Origin of the sequence: Cryobacterium cryoconiti, from assembly GCF_004403065.1 — a bacterium.
Taxonomy (GTDB): domain Bacteria; phylum Actinomycetota; class Actinomycetes; order Actinomycetales; family Microbacteriaceae; genus Cryobacterium; species Cryobacterium cryoconiti.
Genome location: NZ_SOHA01000035.1, coordinates 48,910 through 68,035, shown reverse-complemented (window position 1 = coordinate 68,035; position 19,126 = coordinate 48,910). Strand labels below are relative to the sequence as shown.

At 68.0% G+C, this 19,126-nt stretch carries 21 protein-coding genes; 8 read left to right on the top strand and 13 right to left on the bottom strand.

Going from position 1 to position 19,126, the window contains the following annotated elements; all coding sequences use genetic code 11:
• Positions 1-5 precede the first annotated feature (5 nt).
• From E3T49_RS11800 to E3T49_RS11785, 4 genes are all read left to right on the top strand, one after another.
• Positions 6-248: an exodeoxyribonuclease VII small subunit gene (locus tag E3T49_RS11800; protein WP_420898552.1), complete on the top strand. Its 243-nt coding sequence runs from the start codon at positions 6-8 to the stop codon at positions 246-248.
• Entirely contained in the window at positions 245-904 is a 660-nt protein-coding gene (locus tag E3T49_RS11795) for a DUF4245 domain-containing protein (protein WP_134425102.1), read from the top strand. The genes E3T49_RS11800 and E3T49_RS11795 overlap by 4 nt, the downstream gene beginning before the upstream one ends.
• The gene (locus E3T49_RS11790) at positions 904-1,545 is read left to right on the top strand and encodes a carbonic anhydrase (RefSeq protein ID WP_134425101.1); all 642 of its coding nucleotides are present in this window, start codon (positions 904-906) and stop codon (positions 1,543-1,545) included. Before E3T49_RS11795 ends, E3T49_RS11790 begins: the two co-directional genes overlap by 1 nt.
• A gap of 105 nt (positions 1,546-1,650) precedes the next feature.
• Positions 1,651-3,063, top strand: a complete 1,413-nt coding sequence (locus E3T49_RS11785; RefSeq protein ID WP_420898551.1) for a class II fumarate hydratase — start codon at positions 1,651-1,653, stop codon at positions 3,061-3,063.
• Between the two features lie 99 nt (positions 3,064-3,162).
• Here E3T49_RS11785 and E3T49_RS11780 read toward each other — a convergent pair whose 3' ends face one another.
• The 3 genes from E3T49_RS11780 to E3T49_RS11770 all read right to left on the bottom strand — a co-directional run bounded on the left by E3T49_RS11780 (position 3,163) and on the right by E3T49_RS11770 (position 6,643).
• Positions 3,163-4,494, bottom strand: a complete 1,332-nt coding sequence (locus E3T49_RS11780; protein WP_241972798.1) for a PhoH family protein — start codon at positions 4,492-4,494, stop codon at positions 3,163-3,165.
• Between the two features lie 234 nt (positions 4,495-4,728).
• Positions 4,729-5,850: an aminotransferase class V-fold PLP-dependent enzyme gene (locus tag E3T49_RS11775; protein WP_134425098.1), complete on the bottom strand. Its 1,122-nt coding sequence runs from the start codon at positions 5,848-5,850 to the stop codon at positions 4,729-4,731.
• A gap of 7 nt (positions 5,851-5,857) precedes the next feature.
• A complete protein-coding gene (locus E3T49_RS11770; protein ID WP_134425097.1) occupies positions 5,858-6,643 on the bottom strand; it encodes an isoprenyl transferase in 786 nt (261 codons plus the stop codon).
• A gap of 70 nt (positions 6,644-6,713) precedes the next feature.
• Between E3T49_RS11770 and trhA the strand changes: the two genes are divergently transcribed.
• Positions 6,714-7,415, top strand: a complete 702-nt coding sequence (gene trhA / locus E3T49_RS11765; protein ID WP_134425096.1) for a PAQR family membrane homeostasis protein TrhA — start codon at positions 6,714-6,716, stop codon at positions 7,413-7,415.
• 26 nt (positions 7,416-7,441) lie between these two features.
• Here the strand turns inward: trhA and E3T49_RS11760 are convergent, their stop codons facing one another.
• A complete protein-coding gene (locus tag E3T49_RS11760; RefSeq protein WP_134425095.1) occupies positions 7,442-7,708 on the bottom strand; it encodes a hypothetical protein in 267 nt (88 codons plus the stop codon).
• A complete protein-coding gene (mca, locus tag E3T49_RS11755) occupies positions 7,705-8,568 on the bottom strand; it encodes a mycothiol conjugate amidase Mca (RefSeq protein ID WP_174722422.1) in 864 nt (287 codons plus the stop codon). Before mca ends, E3T49_RS11760 begins: the two co-directional genes overlap by 4 nt.
• 70 nt (positions 8,569-8,638) lie before the next feature.
• On the opposite strand from mca, the gene E3T49_RS11750 reads away from it, so the two are divergent.
• Positions 8,639-9,040 carry a DUF4307 domain-containing protein gene (locus E3T49_RS11750; protein ID WP_134425094.1) on the top strand — a complete coding sequence of 134 codons (402 nt, stop codon included), beginning with the start codon at positions 8,639-8,641 and terminating at the stop codon, positions 9,038-9,040.
• Between the two features lie 107 nt (positions 9,041-9,147).
• Positions 9,148-9,639 (top strand): transcription elongation factor GreA, encoded by a 492-nt coding sequence (gene greA / locus E3T49_RS11745; RefSeq protein WP_134425093.1) that lies wholly within the window; start codon positions 9,148-9,150, stop codon positions 9,637-9,639.
• A 32-nt stretch (positions 9,640-9,671) separates the two neighbouring features.
• On the opposite strand, the gene ilvA is transcribed toward greA, so the two are convergent.
• The 6 genes from ilvA to E3T49_RS11715 are packed head-to-tail and all read right to left on the bottom strand — an operon-like array spanning position 9,672 to position 16,135.
• Positions 9,672-10,907 carry a threonine ammonia-lyase gene (gene ilvA, locus E3T49_RS11740; RefSeq protein WP_134425092.1) on the bottom strand — a complete coding sequence of 412 codons (1,236 nt, stop codon included), beginning with the start codon at positions 10,905-10,907 and terminating at the stop codon, positions 9,672-9,674.
• Positions 10,900-12,168 (bottom strand): AI-2E family transporter, encoded by a 1,269-nt coding sequence (locus tag E3T49_RS11735; protein ID WP_134425129.1) that lies wholly within the window; start codon positions 12,166-12,168, stop codon positions 10,900-10,902. Before E3T49_RS11735 ends, ilvA begins: the two co-directional genes overlap by 8 nt.
• Positions 12,169-12,221: 53 nt before the next feature.
• Entirely contained in the window at positions 12,222-13,334 is a 1,113-nt protein-coding gene (locus tag E3T49_RS11730) for an ABC transporter ATP-binding protein (RefSeq protein WP_134425091.1), read from the bottom strand.
• On the bottom strand, positions 13,331-14,155 hold the full coding sequence (locus tag E3T49_RS11725; RefSeq protein ID WP_134425090.1) for an ABC transporter permease: 825 nt from the start codon (positions 14,153-14,155) through the stop codon (positions 13,331-13,333). The genes E3T49_RS11730 and E3T49_RS11725 overlap by 4 nt, the downstream gene beginning before the upstream one ends.
• The gene (locus E3T49_RS11720) at positions 14,152-14,952 is read right to left on the bottom strand and encodes an ABC transporter permease (RefSeq protein ID WP_338145427.1); all 801 of its coding nucleotides are present in this window, start codon (positions 14,950-14,952) and stop codon (positions 14,152-14,154) included. Before E3T49_RS11720 ends, E3T49_RS11725 begins: the two co-directional genes overlap by 4 nt.
• 49 nt (positions 14,953-15,001) lie before the next feature.
• The gene (locus tag E3T49_RS11715; protein ID WP_134425088.1) at positions 15,002-16,135 is read right to left on the bottom strand and encodes an ABC transporter substrate-binding protein; all 1,134 of its coding nucleotides are present in this window, start codon (positions 16,133-16,135) and stop codon (positions 15,002-15,004) included.
• Positions 16,136-16,296: 161 nt separating this feature from the next.
• On the opposite strand from E3T49_RS11715, the gene E3T49_RS11710 reads away from it, so the two are divergent.
• Positions 16,297-17,499, top strand: a complete 1,203-nt coding sequence (locus E3T49_RS11710; RefSeq protein ID WP_134425087.1) for a winged helix-turn-helix domain-containing protein — start codon at positions 16,297-16,299, stop codon at positions 17,497-17,499.
• 66 nt (positions 17,500-17,565) lie between these two features.
• Here the strand turns inward: E3T49_RS11710 and E3T49_RS11705 are convergent, their stop codons facing one another.
• Together E3T49_RS11705 and E3T49_RS11700 are read right to left on the bottom strand one after the other, a co-directional pair.
• Positions 17,566-18,453: a M48 family metallopeptidase gene (locus E3T49_RS11705; protein ID WP_134425086.1), complete on the bottom strand. Its 888-nt coding sequence runs from the start codon at positions 18,451-18,453 to the stop codon at positions 17,566-17,568.
• A 12-nt stretch (positions 18,454-18,465) separates the two neighbouring features.
• The gene (locus E3T49_RS11700) at positions 18,466-19,032 is read right to left on the bottom strand and encodes a LemA family protein (RefSeq protein ID WP_134425085.1); all 567 of its coding nucleotides are present in this window, start codon (positions 19,030-19,032) and stop codon (positions 18,466-18,468) included.
• Between the last annotated feature and the right edge of the window lie 94 nt (positions 19,033-19,126).

Below are 19,126 nucleotides of genomic sequence, written 5' to 3'. Positions count from 1 at the left end.
TTAGAATGGACACCATGACCTCGGCAGCAGACGACATCAACGCCCTGAGCTACGAACAGGCAAGGGACGAACTCGTGCGCGTGGTGAACGCCCTCGAACAGGGCGCCTCATCACTCGAGGAGTCGCTCGCTCTCTGGGAACGCGGCGAGGCTCTCGCCCGTCGCTGCGAAGAGTGGCTGATCGGCGCGAAGGCCAGACTGGATGCCGCACGGGCAGGCCAGGTCGAGTCCGCCGCCTCCGCCGGATGAGCGCCGCCAAGCGCGAGCCCCGCATCGTCGCCGAGCTGGGACGCCCGGAAACCCCCGGCGAGACGAAGACCAGGCTGGCTGAGAACTCCCGCAAGTACCGGTCCCACAAGACCGTGAACAACCTGGTCCTGTCGCTCCTGGCCACCCTCGGCATGGTCTTCGTGCTCGTGCTCCTGGTGCCGCGCAGCGAGGCGCCGCTGAACCGCGCCGTCGACTTCGCGGCCGTGGCCGAGCAGGTGCAGATCGGAATCGACGAACCCCTGCTGGTTCCGGCGTTGCCCGCCGACTGGACGGCCAATTCCGCGCAGTGGCGGGCAGGCGGGACCGACAAGATCCCCTCCTGGAACATCGGCCTGCTCACCCCGGCCGACGAGTACATCGGCCTGACCCAGGCGCTCGGGGCAAACCCGAGCTGGCTCGCCGACAAGCTGGAAGACACGGCCGCCAGCGGCACCGTCACGATCGCCGGCGTCACCTGGGACGTGCACCGCAACCCGGCCCCGGAAAAAGACCGCGGAAATTTCGAATCCGCGCTGGTGACGGCCGCCGGGGACAGCACCTACCTTCTCGTCGGCACCGCCGATGACGACGAGCTCGCGGCTCTCGCCGAGGTGGTTGCCGAACAGATCAGCACGAACGACGCCGAAGGACAGTGATGGGCAGGGCAGCAACACCGGCAGAGGTCTGGACCGACCTGCAACGCGGCAACGACCGCTTCGTAGGCGGCGAGCCGCGGCATCCGCGTCAGGACGTGGACCGCCGCGCCGAACTGGCCTTCGTGCAGACCCCCGACGCCGCCCTGTTCGGCTGCAGCGACTCCCGGCTGGCCGCTGAGATCATCTTCGACAAGGGTCTGGGTGACCTGTTCGTGGTGCGCAACGCCGGTCAGGTCATCTCCGATTCGGTGCTCGGCTCTCTCGAATACGCCGTGGCCGTGTTGCGGGTTCCGCTCATCCTCGTGCTCGGGCACGACGGCTGCGGTGCCGTGCGCGCCGCCATCGATTCCCAGGCTGCCGACGCGCCGCCCCTGCCCGTGCACATCAACCGGATCATCGAAAAAATTGTGCCTGCCGTTCGGCGGGTCGCCGGGTCGACGGATGCGACGCCGATCGATCCCGAGCAGGTCGACGCTCTCGCTGTCGGCCGCGAACACCTGCGCGACACGGTGTCCGAGCTTCTCGAGCGCTCCGAGGTGATCAGTGCGGCCGTGGCAGAAGGTACATTGGCTATCGTCGGGGCGAACTACCGGCTGCTCGAAGGCCGTGCCGTGCCCGACATCGTTGTCGGCGTGGTCTAGCCGAGCCGCCTGTTCGCGGCGGGGCCCCCGGGGTGCCGCGCGCGTTCCCGTCCCGAAGAGATTCGCACCCAGAAGATTCCCAATCGAAAGGTAATACACACCGTGGTGGACAAGACCGCTGAAGCCGAGTACCGGATCGAACACGACACGATGGGTGAGGTCCGGGTTCCGGTCGCCGCCCTCTACGGCGCGCAGACGCAGCGGGCCGTCGAGAACTTCCCGATCTCCGGCTCCGTGCTGGAGCCGGCCCAGATCGCCGCCCTGGCCCGGATCAAGAAGTCGGCCGCCCTGGCCAACGCGAAGCTGGGGGTGCTCGACGCCGAGATCGCCCAGGCCATCGCCGACGCCGCAGACCTGGTGGCCGCCGGCCGCTACGACTCCGAGTTCCCGATCGACGTGTACCAGACCGGTAGCGGAACGTCCTCGAACATGAACATGAACGAGGTCCTCGCGACCCTCGCCACGCGCAGCCTCGGCCGCCCGGTGCACCCGAACGACCACGTGAACGCGTCCCAGTCCTCCAACGACGTCTTCCCGACATCCGTTCACCTGGCCGTCACGAGTGCGCTGATCGACGACCTCATCCCCGCGCTCGACCACCTCGCCGTTGCCCTCGAGGCCAAGGCGGAGCTGTGGGCCGGAGCGGTCAAGGCCGGCCGCACCCACCTGATGGACGCCACCCCGGTCACCCTCGGCCAGGAATTCGGCGGCTACGCCCGGCAGATGCGCCTCGGCATCGAGCGCGTGCGCACGGCCCTCCCCCGCGTCTCCGAGGTCCCCCTCGGCGGCACCGCCGTCGGTACCGGCATCAACACGCCGTTCGGCTTCCCGCAGCTCGTGATCGAGCTGCTCGTCGAGGAGACCGAACTGCCGGTCACCGAGGCGCGCGACCACTTCGAGGCGCAGGCCAACCGGGACGGCCTGGTGGACGCATCCGGCGCCCTCCGCACCATCGCGGTCAGCCTGACCAAGATCTGCAACGACCTGCGCTGGATGGGCTCAGGCCCCAACACGGGCTTCGGCGAGCTGAACATCCCCGACCTGCAGCCCGGCTCCTCGATCATGCCGGGCAAGGTGAACCCGGTGATCCCGGAGGCCGTGCTGATGGTCTGCTCGCGTGTGATCGGCAACGACGCGACCATCGCCTGGTCGGGCGCGTCGGGCTCGTTCGAGCTCAACGTCGCCATCCCGGTGATGGGCACCGCCCTGCTCGAGTCGATCCGGCTGCTCTCGAACGCCACCCGCGTGCTCGCCGACAAGACCGTCGACGGCCTCACGGCCAACGTGGAGCGCGCTCGCGCGCTGGCCGAGTCCTCCCCCGCGATCGTCACCCCGCTGAACCGGGTCATCGGTTACGAGGCCGCGGCCAAGGTCGCCAAGCACTCGGTGGCCGAGGGCGTCACCGTGCGCGAGTCCGTCATCGCGTTGGGGTTCGTCGAGCGCGGCGAGGTCACCCTCGAGCTGCTCGACACGGCCCTGGACGTGCTCAGCATGACCCGTCCGCCCCAGCCCAAGTAGCCCCTTCCCGGTACCGTTCCGGTCGAGAGTGCCCGTTGTACCGGTCACTCTCGACCGGAACGGGCACTCTCGCGGTGCTGGTTCGCGGGGTGGAAGGCGCTAGCGCACGTCGTTGCCCTCGAGCATCTCGGTGACGAGGGCTGCGATCGCGCTCCGCTCCGAGCGCGTCAACGTCATGTGGGCGAACAGCGGATGTCCCTTGAGCGTCTCGATCACGGACGCCACCCCGTCGAAGCGGCCCACCCGCAGGTTGTCCCGCTGGGCCACGTCATGGGTCAGCACCACGCGCGAGTTCTGCCCGATCCTGCTGAGCACGGTGAGCAGCACGTTGCGTTCGAGCGACTGGGCCTCGTCCACGATCACGAAGGCGTCGTGCAGCGAGCGGCCACGGATGTGCGTGAGCGGCAACACCTCCAGGATCCCCCGCTCGATCACCTCCTCGAGAACGTTCTCGGAGACGATGGCGCCGAGCGTGTCGAAGACCGCCTGGGCCCACGGGCTCATCTTCTCGGCGGCGTCACCGGGCAGGTAGCCGAGTTCCTGACCGCCGACCGCGTAGAGCGGCCGGAAAACCATGATCTTGCGGTGCTGCTGGCGTTCCAGCACGGCCTCGAGGCCGGCGCAGAGGGCGAGCGCGGACTTCCCCGTTCCGGCCCGCCCTCCCAGCGACAGAATCCCGATCTCCGGGTCGAGGAGCAGGTCGATGGCCAGACGCTGTTCCGCTGAGCGGCCCTTCAGCCCGAAGACGTCCCGGTCGCCGCGCACGAGTTTCATCTCGCCCTTCCCGACGACCCGGCCGAGCGCGGACCCACGGTCGGAGTGGATGACCAGGCCCGTGTTCACCGGCATGTCCTGCACGAGCCGGGTGTGCACGACCTCCTTGTCGTAGAGCTCGTCGATCAGGTTCGAGCCCAGGGTGATCTCGTCCATGCCGGTCCACCCGGAGTCCACCGCGAGTTCGTGGCGGTATTCCTCCGCGGCGAGGCCGAGCGAGGCGGCCTTCACCCGCAGCGGCAGATCCTTGGTGACGACAGTCACGTTCAGGCCGTCGTTGGCCAGATTGAGGGCCACGGCGAGGATGCGTGAGTCGTTGTCGCCCAGTTGGAGGCCGGAGGGCAGCACCGACATGTTCGAGTGGTTCAGTTCCACCCGCAGGCTGCCGCCCTCACCGACTGGAATCGGGAAGTCCAGCCGCTCGTGCTTCACCCGGAGTTCGTCAAGCAGCCGCAGCGACTGCCGGGCGAAGTACCCGATCTCCGGGTCGTTGCGCTTGGCCTCGAGCTCCGCGATGACCACAACCGGGAGCACCACGGCGTGCTCCGCGAAGCGGAAAATCGCCTTGGGATCGGAAAGTAGTACCGATGTGTCCAGAACGTAGGTGCATTCGGCTTGCCCCGCCGCCGCCGTCTGGTTCGAACCCTTGTTGTCGATCTGATTAGCGGTCACAACCACTCCCACCCCGTGCCCCGTGAGGCACAGATTGTGTTGGCGAGCAGCCACAGGGTTCTCGAGCCGTACTTATGTGGCCGTCTCGATCAGGTGCCATACCTGATGAGCATGACGCTACTTATTCAAGCGCAGCAAGGGAAGAGCGACACGCGCATTCAAAACAGACGTTCACCGGGCAGTCATCTTCCGGACCGAACCCCGGCCGGCACGGGACCGTCAGTAGATCACCGCGGTCGCATACGACGTGAACGCGCCGCGCAGCATGTCGATCGTGTCCGGGCTGAGCGCAGCATGGGTGCTGAGTCGCACGGTGCCGTCGCGCGTCGTCGCAGTGACGCCGTGGTTGTGCAGGGCGATGCCCAGCAGCGTGAGGTGGGCGGCCGGGGGTTCGAGCACCAGGATGCCGGCCCGCTCCCGGTCGTCCCGTGAGGAGACCACGGGTATGGCGAACTCGTCGGCCAGATCGATCAGCTGCGCCACATTGACGTTGATCGCGTCCTCGATCGAGCGGATGCCGACGCCGGCCACCTCTTCGAGAGCTGTCGCGAACCGCGCCTGGGCGATGGAGTCCCCATTGCTCACACGGAACGCGTTGGCACTGCGGCTCGGGGGCAGCACCTCGTCCCACGGCTCGGCGGTGTCGGTGCCGGCGAAACCGGAGAACACGGGAACCAGACGTTCCACGGCGCGATCGCTGAGCGCCAGGAAACCGGTGCCCCAACCGGCTCTGGCCCATTTCTGCCCACCCGAGGCGACGACATCCGCCACCTCGTACGGAACATCCACTGCCCCGAAACCCTGGATGGCGTCGACGATGAGCAGGCGGTCCCCGATGACCTGACGGATGCCGTCCAGGTCCGCGCGATGACCCGTGCGGGAATCGACGAGGCACACCGCCACCGCGGCGGTGGCCGAGGTCAGCTGTTCCCGGATCTGCCCGGGGGTGACCCGACCGTGATCGGTCTCCAACCAGATCGGGGTGACCACGCGCAGCGCCTCCGCCGCGCGCACAGCCGCGAACGGCACCGTGGGGAAATCCCCGGGCGAGAGGAGCACCGGCCCGGTGAGGCCGAACATGGCCTGCATGATCCCGGTGGTGGTGTTGGGCTCGCAGACGATCTGGTCGGCACGGAAACCGGTGGCCTCGGCCACGGCGGAGCGCAGCCGTTGGTCCTGGGCGTGGAAATGATCGAGGCTGCCGAACCGCGCGCGGGACAGCGTCTCCGTCTGGCCCAGCGTCTCGGCGACGACGCCGGCGGAACACGGCCCCACCCGGGCGTAGTCGAGGTAACCGGGCTCCTCCAGGAACCCCTCCAGATAGTGATCAAGAGCGGTCATGGATGTCCTACCCGCCGAACCGGCGCTGGCGCCTGGCAAAATCGCGCAGGGCACGCAGGAAGTCGACCTGCCGAAGGTCCGGCCCGAGAGCTTCCATGAAATAGAACTCGCTGTGCGCGCTCTGCCAGAGCATGAAATCGCTGATGCGCTGCTCCCCGGACGTGCGGATGACCAGGTCGGGATCAGGCTGGCCGCTGGTGTATAGGTGCGCCCCGATCAGTTCAGGGGTGAGGGTTTCCGCGAGGTTCTCAAGCGTGTGGCCGTTCTCGAGATGCGCCCCGACGATGCTTCGCATCGCGTCGGTGATCTCGGTGCGTCCGCCGTAGCCCACCGCAAGATTGATATGCAGCCCCTTCTTGCGTGCCGTCCGCGCCTCCGCGGCGTTCAAAGCGGCGATCAGAGGCTCCGGCAGGCCCGTCTTGGATCCCACCTGCTGCACCCGCCAGTCCCGGACCCGGGACAGCTCCTCCGCGAGCTTCGCGATGATCTTCATCAATTCCTGGAGCTCTTCGGTCGGCCGGTTGGTCAGGTTGTCGGAAGACAGCAGGTAGAGCGTGACAACGGAGATGCCGAGGTCGTCACACCATTTGAGGAATTCGCGCATCTTCGCGGCCCCGGCCCGATGGCCGTGGGCGGCGGAGTCGAAGCCAAGCTGTCGGGCCCATCGCCGGTTGCCGTCGATGATCATGGCAACGTGGTCCGGGAGCACATCCGGAGTCAGCCCTCGGCGAAGGCGACGCTGGTACACCCCGTAGAGAATGCCGCGCGCCCATGGAACTTCCCGTTTCTGCACGTGTTTACGCTAGCTCACTCGCGGCCGTTGCGTGCCGCTCGCGGCATGCACGCTGTCGTATTCTTGCAGCATGGCCCCCGCGGATGACATCACCAACCTGCCGTTGTTCGAGGACGACCTGCCTCAGCAGGTGGACGTCAAGCCCACCTGGCGTGGCTGGATCCACGCGGGAACCTTCCCGGTCACCATCGTGGCCGGCACCGTGCTTCTGCTCTCAGCCGACGGCGCCGCGGCACGCTGGAGTTCACTCGTGTTCGTGCTGAGTTCAATGCTGCTGTTCGGCAATTCGGCCCTGTACCACCGGTTCAACTGGAGCCCCCGCACCCGCGTGATCCTCAAGCGGATCGACCACGCCAACATCTTCCTGCTGATTGCGGGCTCCTACACGCCCATCTCGGTGCTCGCCCTGCCGCCGGCCAAGTCCACGCTGCTCCTGTCGCTGGTCTGGGGCGGCGCCATCCTCGGAATCGCCTTCCGGGTGTTCTGGATCAACGCCCCGCGCTGGCTGTACGTCCCGCTCTACCTGGCGCTCGGTTGGGGCGCCCTCATGTTCATCGTCGACTTCTTCCAGGCCGACGCGGTGATGATGACGCTGATCATGATCGGCGGGCTCTGCTACTCCGTCGGCGCCGTCATCTACGGCATGAAACGACCCAACCCGCTGCCGGGCGTGTTCGGTTTCCACGAGATCTTCCACACCCTGACCGTGGTGGCCTTCCTCTGCCACTGGGCGGCGATCATGATCATCGCCACGAACCCGATCTACCCGTAGCACCGCCTGCCGGTCCGCGGACCGGGTCAGGCCTTGCCGTTGCCCTCGGCGCCGGCGTCCGCAGCGGCCTGCGCCGCGATTTCGGCCTGCAGTCGTTCCTGGATCTCGGCGCGATAGGTGTTGCGGCGCACCCGGCGGGCCATATCGATGGCCAGGAGCACCGTGCCGACGGCCACGACCGCGATCGCCACGAAGCCCGCCGGACCCGGCGTCACCGTGTTCGGGTCGAACTCGGGCGACGGGGTGGCGGCCGCCACGATGCTGAGGAGAGGGGCGAGAACGACGAGGCTCATGCGTCGTCCCTCACTCCGGCGAAGAGGTCGGATTCAGGTATCACGGTGTCCACTTTCGATTCGACGAGCTGGAAGTCCTCATACGGCCAGGCCTCACGGATGAGATCGTTCGGCCAGAAGAAGAAACTGCTGGTGGGGGAAACCTGGCTCGCATGGGCCCGCAACGCCGCGTCCCGCGCCTCCAGGAACTCCCCGACGGGCACGTGGGTCGTGGCCAGCTTCGGGTAGTCCTTCATCCACTCTCTGGCCGCTCCGAGCGGCTCCAGCAGGGGCGACTCGGGTTCCGTGACGCTCAGTTCGAGGAACATGGCGTCGATGCGTTCGAGGTTGAAAATCCGGTCGTAATAGAGTTTGTCGACCTGCCACGGCTCACCGGCATCCGGGTACCGGGTCGGGTCTGCGGCAGCCCGGTAGGCCTCCATCGACACGTCGTGGCAGCGGATGTGGTCGGGGTGCGGGTATCCGCCGTTCTCGTCGTACGTGATCAGGACCTGCGGGCGGTAGTCCCGGATGAGCCGCACGATCGGTTCAGCGGAGATCTCCACGGGCACGTCCGCGAACGAGTTCGGGGGCACGGAGCCGTCGTCGTTCATCCCGGAATCCTGGTAGCCGAGCCACCGGTGCTCCACCCCGAGCACGCGTTGCGCCTCCGCCATCTCCAGACGGCGGAGCCCCGCAAGGTCGCGTTCGGCCAGCGAATGTCCGAGCAGGTCCTCGTTCAGGATGCTCCCCCGCTCACCTCCCGTGCAGCTCAGGATCATGACCTCGGCGCCGAGGCTCCGGTAGTGGGCGTAGGTGGCAGCACCCTTGCTCGACTCGTCGTCGGGATGGGCGTGCACCGCCAAGAGTCGCAGCGACATGAAACTCCTCAGAAATGCCAGATAACCTTGGTACTAAGACTAATCGTTGATCCGTGAGTGTGGAGTCTGAGTGACCGTGAGCAGCAACCTCGACACCCGATACGGGCGTGCCCCGAACCGCGGCACGAGAGACCGGCGCGTTCTGCACATCATCGCCGGCTCACTCGCGGCCGTCCTGGTGGCCTTCGTCGTCTGGGTGGGGCTCGGCGCGTCCGAGCCCCTGATCGAGACCCGGGACATCCGTCACAGCATCATCGACGAGAACACCGTGAGCGTCACCTTCGAGGCGTCGATCCCGGTCGGACGGAGCGCCAGCTGCGCCGTGCAGGCACTCAACGAGACGTTCACGGTGGTCGGCTGGAAGATCGTCGACCTGCCCGCCAGCACGATCTACTCGCGGTCGACGACCACGGATGTGCGCACCACCGAGCAGAGCAACACCGGATTGATTTACCGCTGCTGGCTGACCTAGACTGAGCACTTCGCCCTGACGTCTTCGTCGGGGCGTCCGTTGTATATCTGCGGGTTCACCTGCAGGGCATCGAACGAGCACGAACCGAGCATGAGGAGACTCCACCCATGACTACCGAAACCACGGTCACCTGGCTGACCCAGGAGGCCTACGACCGCCTCGCCGCCGAGCTGGACACGCTCAGCACGGTAGGGCGTGTCGAAATCGCGAAGAAGATCGAATCCGCGCGGGAGGAGGGCGACCTCAAGGAAAACTCGGGTTACCACGCCGCCAAGGACGAGCAGGGCAAAATGGAGGCGCGCATCCGCACGCTCGTGCTGCTGCTGCGCACCGCCGAGGTCGGCCATGCGCCCGAAAGCCGGGGCGTCGTCGAGCCCGGCACCGTGATCACCGCGACCATCGCCGGTGAGGAGAACCGCTTCCTGATCGGCAGCCGCGAAATCGCCGGAGACAGCGACCTCGACGTCTACAGCGAGCAGAGCCCGCTCGGCACCGCGATCATCGGCCTCGCGGTCGGCGCGAAGACGTCGTACGTGACGCCCACCGGCAAGGAGATCGCCGTCGAGATCTTCCTCGTGGAGACCTGGGCCGGCAACTAGCCGCACCCGCTCCTCGCCTGGAGGGGCGGTGGCTAGTCGAACTGCGGGTCGTAGCCGGCCGCACGCAGCACGTCGACGACGAGCTGGCGATGGTCGGGACCACGGGTCTCGACGCTGACGTTGAGCTCGACTTCGCTGATCTGCAGCCCCACACCGTGCCGGGTGTGCAGCACCTCGATCACGTTGGCGTGCGCCTCGGCGAGCAGCTCCGAAATGCGAGCCAACTGGCCGGGCCGGTCGGGCAGCATGATGCGCAGCGTCAGGTAGCGACCGGATGCCGACAGGCCGTGGCTGATCACACGCTGCATCAGCAGCGGGTCGATGTTTCCCCCGCTCAGGATGGCGACCGTTGGACCGGTCGCGGCCACTTTTCCGGCCAGGATCGCCGCGACCGCGACCGCGCCGGCCGGTTCGACCACGAGCTTGGCGCGCTCGAGGAGCACGAGGAGCGCGCGGGCGGTGTCGTCCTCGGTGACGGTGACGACCTCGTCGACGGTGTCCCGTACGATCTCGAAGTTGAGCAGCCCGGGCTTCGCCACCGCGATGCCGTCGGCGATCGTGGGCAGGATCGGGATCTCCAGCACCTGACCGGCCGCGAGCGAGGGTGGGTAGGCGGCCGCGTTGGCGGCCTGCACCCCGATCACGCGAATCTGGCGACCGTCTCGGCGGGCGAGCTGTTTGAGCACGCTGGCGACGCCGGAGATGAGGCCGCCGCCGCCGATCGGAACGATGACGGTGGCGAGGTCGGGGACCTGGTCGAGGATCTCCAGGCCCACGGTGCCCTGCCCGGAGACGACGTCCGCGTGATCGAACGGCGGAATCAGGATGGCGCCGGTCTCCTCGGCGTAGGCGGCGGCGGCCAGCAACGGCTCAGCCACAGTGTTGCCGCGCAGGATGACGTGTGCTCCGTAATCGCGGGTCGCCTGCAGCTTGGGCAGTGCGACGCCGACGGGCATGAAGATCGTGGCCTTGATGCCGAGTTCCCGGGCCGCAAAAGCGACACCCTGGGCGTGGTTTCCGGCCGAGGCGGCCACGACCCCGCGGGACTTCTCCTCGTCGGTGAGCCTGGACATCCGGTTGTACGCGCCCCGGATCTTGTAGGAGCCGGTGCGCTGCAGGTTCTCGCACTTGAGCAGGACCGGCGCGCCGAGCAGCTCCGTGAGGTACCGCGAGGATTCCATCGGGGTCACGGTTGCGACCCGGCCGACCACATCGCGGGCCGACTCGAAGTCGGACACGGTCGGTCCGACGAGGGAGGCGTTAGTCATGGGTGGCACTTTTCTCGAGGCGGTCTCCGGGGCGACGGAAACCGGGGCGTTGCGGGACGGTCTGCCAGAGCGGGGTGGCCAGCAGGGTCGACGGGGGTTCCAGGCTGGAACGCCACACCCCGCTGTTGATATACGTGATCATGACGTTCAGCACGGCGGCGACCGGCACGGCGAACAGCGCCCCCGGGATGCCCGCGAGCAGTGCTCCTGAGGCGACGACCAACACCACACCCAGCGGATGCACCTTGACCGCGGTGCCCATGATCAAGGGCTGCAGAACATGGCCCTCGACCTGCTGCACCAGCAGCACCACCCCGAGCATCAGCAGCGCCACCACCCAGTCGTTGAAGATCAGGGCGATCACGACGGCCACCGCACCGGTGGCCACCGCACCGACGATGGGGATGAAGGAACCGAGGAACACCAGCACACCGATCGGAACGGCCAGGGGCACCCCCAGCAGGGCCGCACCGGTGCCGATGCCGATCGCGTCGATGGAGGCCACCAGGATCTGCACCTTCGCGAAGTTGCCCAGCGTTGTCCAGCCGGCCACCCCGGCGCCGTCGATGGCCGCACGCGCCCGACGCGGAAACAGGCGCACGATCCAGGCCCAGATGCCCCTGCCGTCGATCAGGATGAAGAGAAGGCTGAACAGCGCCAGTAGAAACCCGGCCACCAGATGGCCCAGGGACGAGCCGACGGAGAGCGCACCGGACACGAAGACCTGGCTGTCCGCCTGAATGGCCTCCCAGGCCTCGCCGAGGAAGGCGTTGAGCTCCGGCTCGGTCAGCTGCAGCGGCGAAGCCAGGAGCACAGCCTTCAGACTCTCGTAGGAAGCAGCGAGACGGTCGTTCAGACCCACTGTGCCGACGGCGATCTGGGTCACGGCCAGCGTGAGCAGACCGCCGATGATTGCGAAGGTGCCGATCAGGGCAACCGCGACGGCGAGTGCTTTGGGCCACCGGTGCCGTACGAGGAACCCGACCAGGGGAACGAGCAGAGCGGACACCAGAACGGCCACGAGCAGTGGGATGACGATCAACCGCAGCTGGATGACGATGAAGATGAAGACCGCGAGCGCTCCGGCCAGGGCCAGCAGGCGCCAGGACCAGGCGGCGGCCAGACGGATGCCGGCAGGCAGGGTCTCGTCGACCCCGGAGGCAGGTGAGGGAGGGACCTCGATCAGAATCGAAGGTGCCGTCCTGCGGCGTCCGAACGCGCCGAAGAGTCCGCCGCGGGCGGGTTTACCATCGGTTTCCATCACGGCATCATTCTAGGCAATCTCACGTACCGGCTCCGGCATGAGCCGCACGGCTACACCGGCGCAGCAATCGGGTCGACCGAGACCGGTGCCCCCGTGAAGGTCACCCCGACCGTCTCCCCCACGGCCGGGCGCAGGCGCACGTCGTGCTGCACGACGAGCGGCGTGCCGTCGTGCAGGTGCACCGTCGTGCGGCGGAGGGAGCCGTGGAAGCTCGACGAGACGACCACCCCCGGTGCGCCGTCAGGGCCGAGCTCGAGGTCTTCCGGACGCACGGAGACGGTGACGGCGCCATCCGCCTGGGAGGGATCCAGGAGCGGCAGCTTCGCACCGTGCACCTGCGCGAAGCCGTGCAGAACCGTGCCGAGAAGCTGATTGCTCAGACCGATGAAATCAGCGATGAACGGCGAGGCCGGCCGGGTGTACAACTCTTCCGGCGCTCCGATCTGCTCGATCGACCCGGCGCGCATGACGGCAACCCGGTCGGCCACCGCGAGCGCCTCGTCCTGATCGTGCGTGACGAACAGCGTCGTGATGCCCAGTTCGGTCTGGATCCGCCGGATTTCCTCACGCAGCGCCACCCGCACCTTGGCGTCGAGGGCGGACAGCGGCTCGTCGAGCAGGAGCACCCTCGGCTCGGTGACCAGGGCGCGCGCCAACGCCACCCGTTGCTGCTGCCCGCCGGAGAGCTGGTGGGCGAAGCGGTCGTAGTGGGCGTCGAGCCCGACCAGGGCCAGGGCGGCAGCGGCACGGTCGCGCCGTTCCTCCCCGCGCACCTTCTGCATTCGCAGGCCGAACTCCACGTTGTCCCCCGCGCTGAGGTGCGGGAACAGCGAGTAGGACTGGAACACCATGCCCAGGTCACGCCGGCTTGTCGGCAGGGTCGACACGTCGACTCCGTCGATCAGGATGGTGCCGGCATCCGTCGATTCGAGCCCGGCCAGCACCCGCAGGGCCGTCGTCTTGCCGCTGCCGCTCGGGCCGAGCAGGGCGACGAGTTCGCCCGGATGCAGGGTGAGATCGAAGTTCGCCAGCGCCCGGTGCCCGGCGAAGTCCTTGACGACCCCCTCGAAGCGCACCGCGGCTCCCGTGCGGGCTGTCGCTGCCGGCCGTTCCGGAGTGCGGGGACGGTTCGGGAGCGGGTTCTGGAGTTGGTTCTGGATCATGGCTGACCTCCGGTGATGGGCCGGCGCCGGCCGGTGCGGACCGTGCCGAGACGCCCGATGACGAGCAGGAGCAGGAACGCGAAGGTGAGCGCGAGCAGTGACAGGATGACGGCCGTGTAGGGGTCGGCCTTGCTCACGACCACGAGCGCGGTCTGCAGGGTGATGCGGTTGAGGAGGGATGCGATTGTGAATTCGCCGAGCACGACCGCGACCGAGATGAACGCTCCGGCGAGGATGCCGCGGCGCAGGTTCGGGATCAGCACCCGCAGCAGCACGCTCCCCCACCCGGCGCCGAGGGTGCGGGCGGCCTCGCTGAGCGTGCGCACGTCCACACCGTCGAGGTTGGACTGAATGGCTCGATAGGCGAACGGGAGCACCGTGATTCCATAGGCGAAGGAGAGGGTCCACACGCCGCTGCCGGCCACCCGGGCGAGCACCGAGTACACGGGGGCCAGGCCGACCACGAGCACGATGGCCGGGATGCTGATCGGCAGGATGCAGACGAACTCCATCAGGCGACGCAGCCGCGGAAACCGAAGGTGCACCAGCAGCAGGGTCGGCACCAGCAGCAGGAGCACGATCGCGACGGTGCCCACGGCCAGCCCGACCGAGTTGCCGAGGGCGACGAGGACCGAGCGGTACGGACCGGTGAAGCCACCCTGGAACAGTGCCGTCCAACGGGAGAAGTCGTGACCGCCGGCGAGGCCGCGGCGCAGGGTGAATTCCACCATGGCGATGATCGGGATCGCGAAGACGAGGCCGATGCTGCCGAGGATGAGACCACGAACCAGCCGACTGGGGGCGTGCGCCACCGGCCTCATCGCTGCCACCGTGCCGCCCGTGCCTGCAGCACCGAGTAACCGGACATGACGACGAACATCACCAGGATCATGCCGAGCGCGAGGGCCCCGGCCAGGTTCTCCCGGCCGAGCAGCGTTTCGCTGGTCAGGGCCGAGCGGATCTGCAGCGGAACGATCTGCGACCCCTGGCTGGTGAGCGCGGCAGCGGTCGCGTACGAGGAGAACGCGTTGGCGAACAGCAGCAGCAGGCTGCCGAGGAACGACGGGGCGAGCACCGGGAAAGCGATCCGGAACCAGTAGGTCGCCCGGTTGCCGCCCAGGGTGGCGTTGGCCTCGGCCCAGTGCGGGTTCAGCGCCTGCAGCGCCGGGAGGAAGGTGATGATCATCAGCGGAACCTGAAAGTAGATGTAGGGAAGCACCAGTCCGGGCAGCTCGTAGAGCCACACCCCGTCGGCGAAGATGTCGACGCCGAAGGAGTCTCGCAGGATCACGGTGATCAGACCCTGGATGCCGATGGTCGCCACGAAGGCGAAGGCCAGCATGACCCCGCCGAACTGGGCCAGCACACCGCTGAGCGAGTCCACCACGGAACGCAGCGGGCCGTCCTCTGGCGCCCCGAGGAGTCCGTAGCAGGCGAGCGCGCCCACGACCGCCCCCACGACGGCGGTGAACGCCGACAGCCCGAACGAGTTGGCGAAGGCGTCCAGCACGACCGGGTTCCCCAGCGCTGCGACCGTGTCCCACGTGAACGCCCCGGTCTCGTCGACGAAGCCGGTGCCCACGGCGATCAGGGTGGGCACGAGCAGGAAGAGCAGCACATACGCCGCGAACGGCAGCAGCCCGAAGGCTGCTACCGTTCCGCGCCGGCTACTGGACAGCTGCGGCCCACTTCTCGCCGAGAAGGGCGGCTCCCGCGGCGCTCTCCGCCTCGCTCGGAACGACGGTTTCGTCCGGGGCCGCCGGGAGGGCGGCGAAGAGCTCCGCATCGATGGTGCCGGCCGCCTGCATGGCCTCGGCACGCACGGGGCGGGCGCCGCCGGCGAGCCAGAGGTTCTGGCCCTCATCGCTGTAGAGGAATTCCTGCCAGAGCCGGGCGGCGGCCGGGTTCGGGGCATCCTTGTTCACGGCCTGGTTGTAGTAACCGGCGTAACCGGTCCCGGGGAAGACGACGACCTCCCAGTTGCGCTCACCGGCCAGGCTTGTGCCGTAGCCCACGTTGAGGTAGTCCCAGTCGAAGACCACCGGGGTCTCCCCCGACGCGATCGTCGCCGGGGTGGGGTCGATCTTGACGAAGTTGCCGGCCTGGTTGAGCTCGTCGAAGAAGTCGATCCCGGCCTGGAAGTCGGCGACCGTGCCGCCGTTCTGCACGGTGGCCAGACCGAGGGCCGCGAAGGCGGCCCCGGCCTGAGTCGGGTCACCGTTGATCGCGACCTTGCCCTTGTACTCGGCGCCGAGCAGGTCGCTCAACTGCGTCGGCGCGGATACGGCGTCGGGGTCGTAGCCGACGGCCATGTAGCCGCCGTAATCGCCCGTGTACAGGCCGCTCTCCTCCTTGAGCGCATCCGGGATCTCATCCCAGGTGGCCACCTGGTACGGCGCGAACGAGTCGGTGCTGGACAGTGCCACGGCAAGGCCCAGGTCGAAGACGTCGGGGGCGGTGTCCTGGCCGACGAGGTTCTCGGCGGCCAGGATCTCCTCGGCACTGGACGCGTCGGGCGAGGCCTCGGTGATGGTGATCTCCGGGTACTTCTTCGCGAAGGCGTCGAGCACGGCGCCGTAGTTGGCCCAGTCCCGCGGCAGGGCGATCACGTTCAGGGCTCCTTCAGCCCTGGCGGCATCCTCGAGCGCGGCCAGGTCGCCGAACGCGGACAGGCTCGTCGCTGTGGCGGCGTCGACAGACGGGGTGCCGGAGCCGGCGTCCGCTGCTCCGGAGCAGGCGGCCAGGCTCAGGGCAAGGGCGGTGGCCGCGGCCAGGGCGGTCAGCGTGCGGGTGGTGAACAATTTTCCTCCGTCGGACCAGCGAGGGGGCGGCCGCGGAACGCGGGGCGCTGTGGGTCGGGTTACTGGTCACGGCGAGGCTAGAAGCCGTCGCCGACCGCCAGGGAGCCTTCGTCTGAACACCGCGTGAATGCCGTATGAAGGGTGCCGCTAGGGTCGGTGGGATGGTCCAGACGATCTCCCCTGCCCTCGCCCGCCGGATCGCGCTCGCCGCGCAGGGCTTCGGGCGCACGTCGACCGTGACGCCGGGCATCCGTCAGGTGGATGCCCTCGTGCACCGGCTCGAGCTGTTGCAGATCGACTCGGTGAATGTCTTCGAGCGCAGCCACTACCTGCCGGCGTTCAGCCGCCTCGGCAGCTACGACAAGGCGTTGCTGGATCGGCTGACCGTGGGCCGCCAGGCGCGGCTGACCGAGTATTGGGCGCACGAGGCGTCGTTTGTGCCGGTCGACACCTGGCCGCTGCTCGGCTGGCGGATGCGTGACTTCCGGGACCGCTCGGCGACCGAGGCGTGGGCGCAGGGCAACCGCCCACTGCTGGACTGGCTGCTCGCCGAGCTCGCCGCCAACGGACCCCTGCGCGCGAGCGCCATCGAGCACGACGCGAACCGGCGCACCGGACCGTGGTGGGGCTGGTCGGATGTGAAGACCGGGCTTGAAACCCTGTTCCGGTGGGGTGACGTGGCCATCAAGGGCCGGGAGCGCTTCGAGCGGGTGTACGCGCTGCCCGGGCAGGTGTTCCCACCGGAACTGCTGGGCCGCACCGTGAGCCGCGACGACGCCCACCGCGAACTGGTGCGCCGCTCGGCTCGAGCACACGGCATCGGCACGGCGAAGGACTTCGCCGACTACTTCCGGTTGCGGGGCCCGGAGACCCTGGCCGCCGTCCGCGACCTCGAGGACTCCGGCGAACTGATCCCGGTGGCGGTGCCGGGCTGGGGCGCGGGCGGCCAGGCCGGCACCGCCTGGCTGCACCGCGACGCGCGACTCCCCCGCCGGATGGATGCCGCGACCCTGCTCTCCCCGTTCGACCCGGTCGTCTGGGAACGGGCGCGCGCGTTGCGCCTGTTCGGTTTCCACTACCGGATCGAGATCTACACCCCCGAACCGCAACGGGTGTTCGGGTATTACTCGCTGCCCGTGCTGCTCGGCGACACGATCGTGGGCCGGGTCGACCTCAAGAACGACCGCCAGGCGCAGGTGCTGCGGGTGCGCGCGGCGTGGGCGGAAGCGGGTGCGCCGGCGGACACGGCCGGTCGCCTCGCAGCCGTTCTCCGGCAGGCCGCCGCCTGGCAGGGCCTGCCCGAGATCGAGGTGGAACCGCGCGGCAACCTCGCCGCCGCCCTGGCCGCCGAGCTGCGCAACTAGGCACGACAGTGCCCGTTCCGGTCGAGAGTGACCGGCGGAACGGTCACTCTCGACCGGAACGGGGCTCTAGAACTGGCGGCCCATGGCGTGCAGGCGTTCGACGCGCGCGGCGATCGGCGGGTGCGTGGCGAAGAGCTTGTCCATGACGCCGGGCTTCAGCGGGTCGGCGATCCAGAGGTGGGCCATCGACGTGTTCTGCTTCTTCATCGGCCGCCCGTAGGCCTCGAGCTTGCCGAGCGCGCTGGCCAGGGCATCGGGATGCCGCGTGGTCAGGGCGCCCGTGGCATCCGCCAGGTACTCACGCTGCCTCGACACCGCCAACTGCACGACCGTGGCGATCAGGGGCGCCACGACCATGGCGACGAGTCCGACCACCATGATGACGGGGCTGCCGTTGTTCTTGCTGTCCCGGCCGAAGAACGCCATCCGCAGGAACATGTCGGAGATGAACCCGACGGCCACCACGAGGCCGAATACGACCATCGAGAGGCGGATGTCATAGTTGCGCACGTGGCCGAGCTCATGCGCCATGACGCCCTCGAGTTCGGAGTCGGTCATGATCTCCAGCAGCCCGGTGGTGGCAGCGACGATCGCGTGCTGCGGGTCGCGACCGGTGGCGAAGGCGTTCGGAGCCGGGTCGTTGATCACGTAGATCTCGGGCATGGGCGTCCCGGTCGTGATCGACAGGTTCTCGACGATGTTCCACAGCCGCGGGTTCTCCGCCTTGCTGTTGATTTTGATTCCGCCGCTCAGGGCGACCGCCTGGCGCCCGGCCATGAAGTACTGCAGCAGGGCGTACCCCGTGGCGACGACGACCGTGAGGATGAGGATGCTGTAGTTGCCGGGTGTGCTGTAGATCGCGTTGGCCAGCCAGCCGAGACCGGTGATGATGGCGATGAACAGGATGATGATGAAGACGGTGTTGCGCTTGTTACGCGCAATGGCGCTGTACATGGCCGCCCGCCGCTAGAACTGGACGCGAGGCGGCTCCGCGATGGCGGCGGAGTCGGACACCTCGAAGAAGTCGCGCTGGGTGAACCCGAGGTTGCGGGCGATGAGGTTGTTGGGGAAGACCTGGATCTTCGTGTTCAGTTCGCGCACGCCACCGTTGTAGAACCGGCGGGAGGCCTGGATCTTGTCCTCGGTGTCGACCAGCTCACCCTGCAACTGCAGGTAGTTCTGGCTGGCCTGCAGCTGCGGGTAGGCCTCGGCCACGGCGAAGATGCTGCGCAGGGCGGTCTGCATGTGGTTCTCCGCGGCGGCGGCGTCGGCAGGGCCCTGCGCGTTGAGCGATTCGGCCCGGGCCTTGGTGACGTTCTCGAAGACGGCCCGCTCATGTGCCGCATAGCCCTTGACCGTTTCGATCAGGTTCGGGATCAGGTCGGCACGACGCTTCATCTGTACGGTGATGTCACTCCACGCCTCGTCGACGCGCACCTTGAGGGTGACGAGGGAGTTGTACGTCGACCAGAGGTAGATCCCGATGATGAGGACGAGTGCAACGACGATGAGGACCGGGATGAGCCATTCCATGGCAGCTTCTCCTTGTGATGGGGCGGGGCGGACGAGCAGGCCGCGGCGGCGTGTCTACGACGCAGCACCATCATAACCATGCGGTCTGAACCTC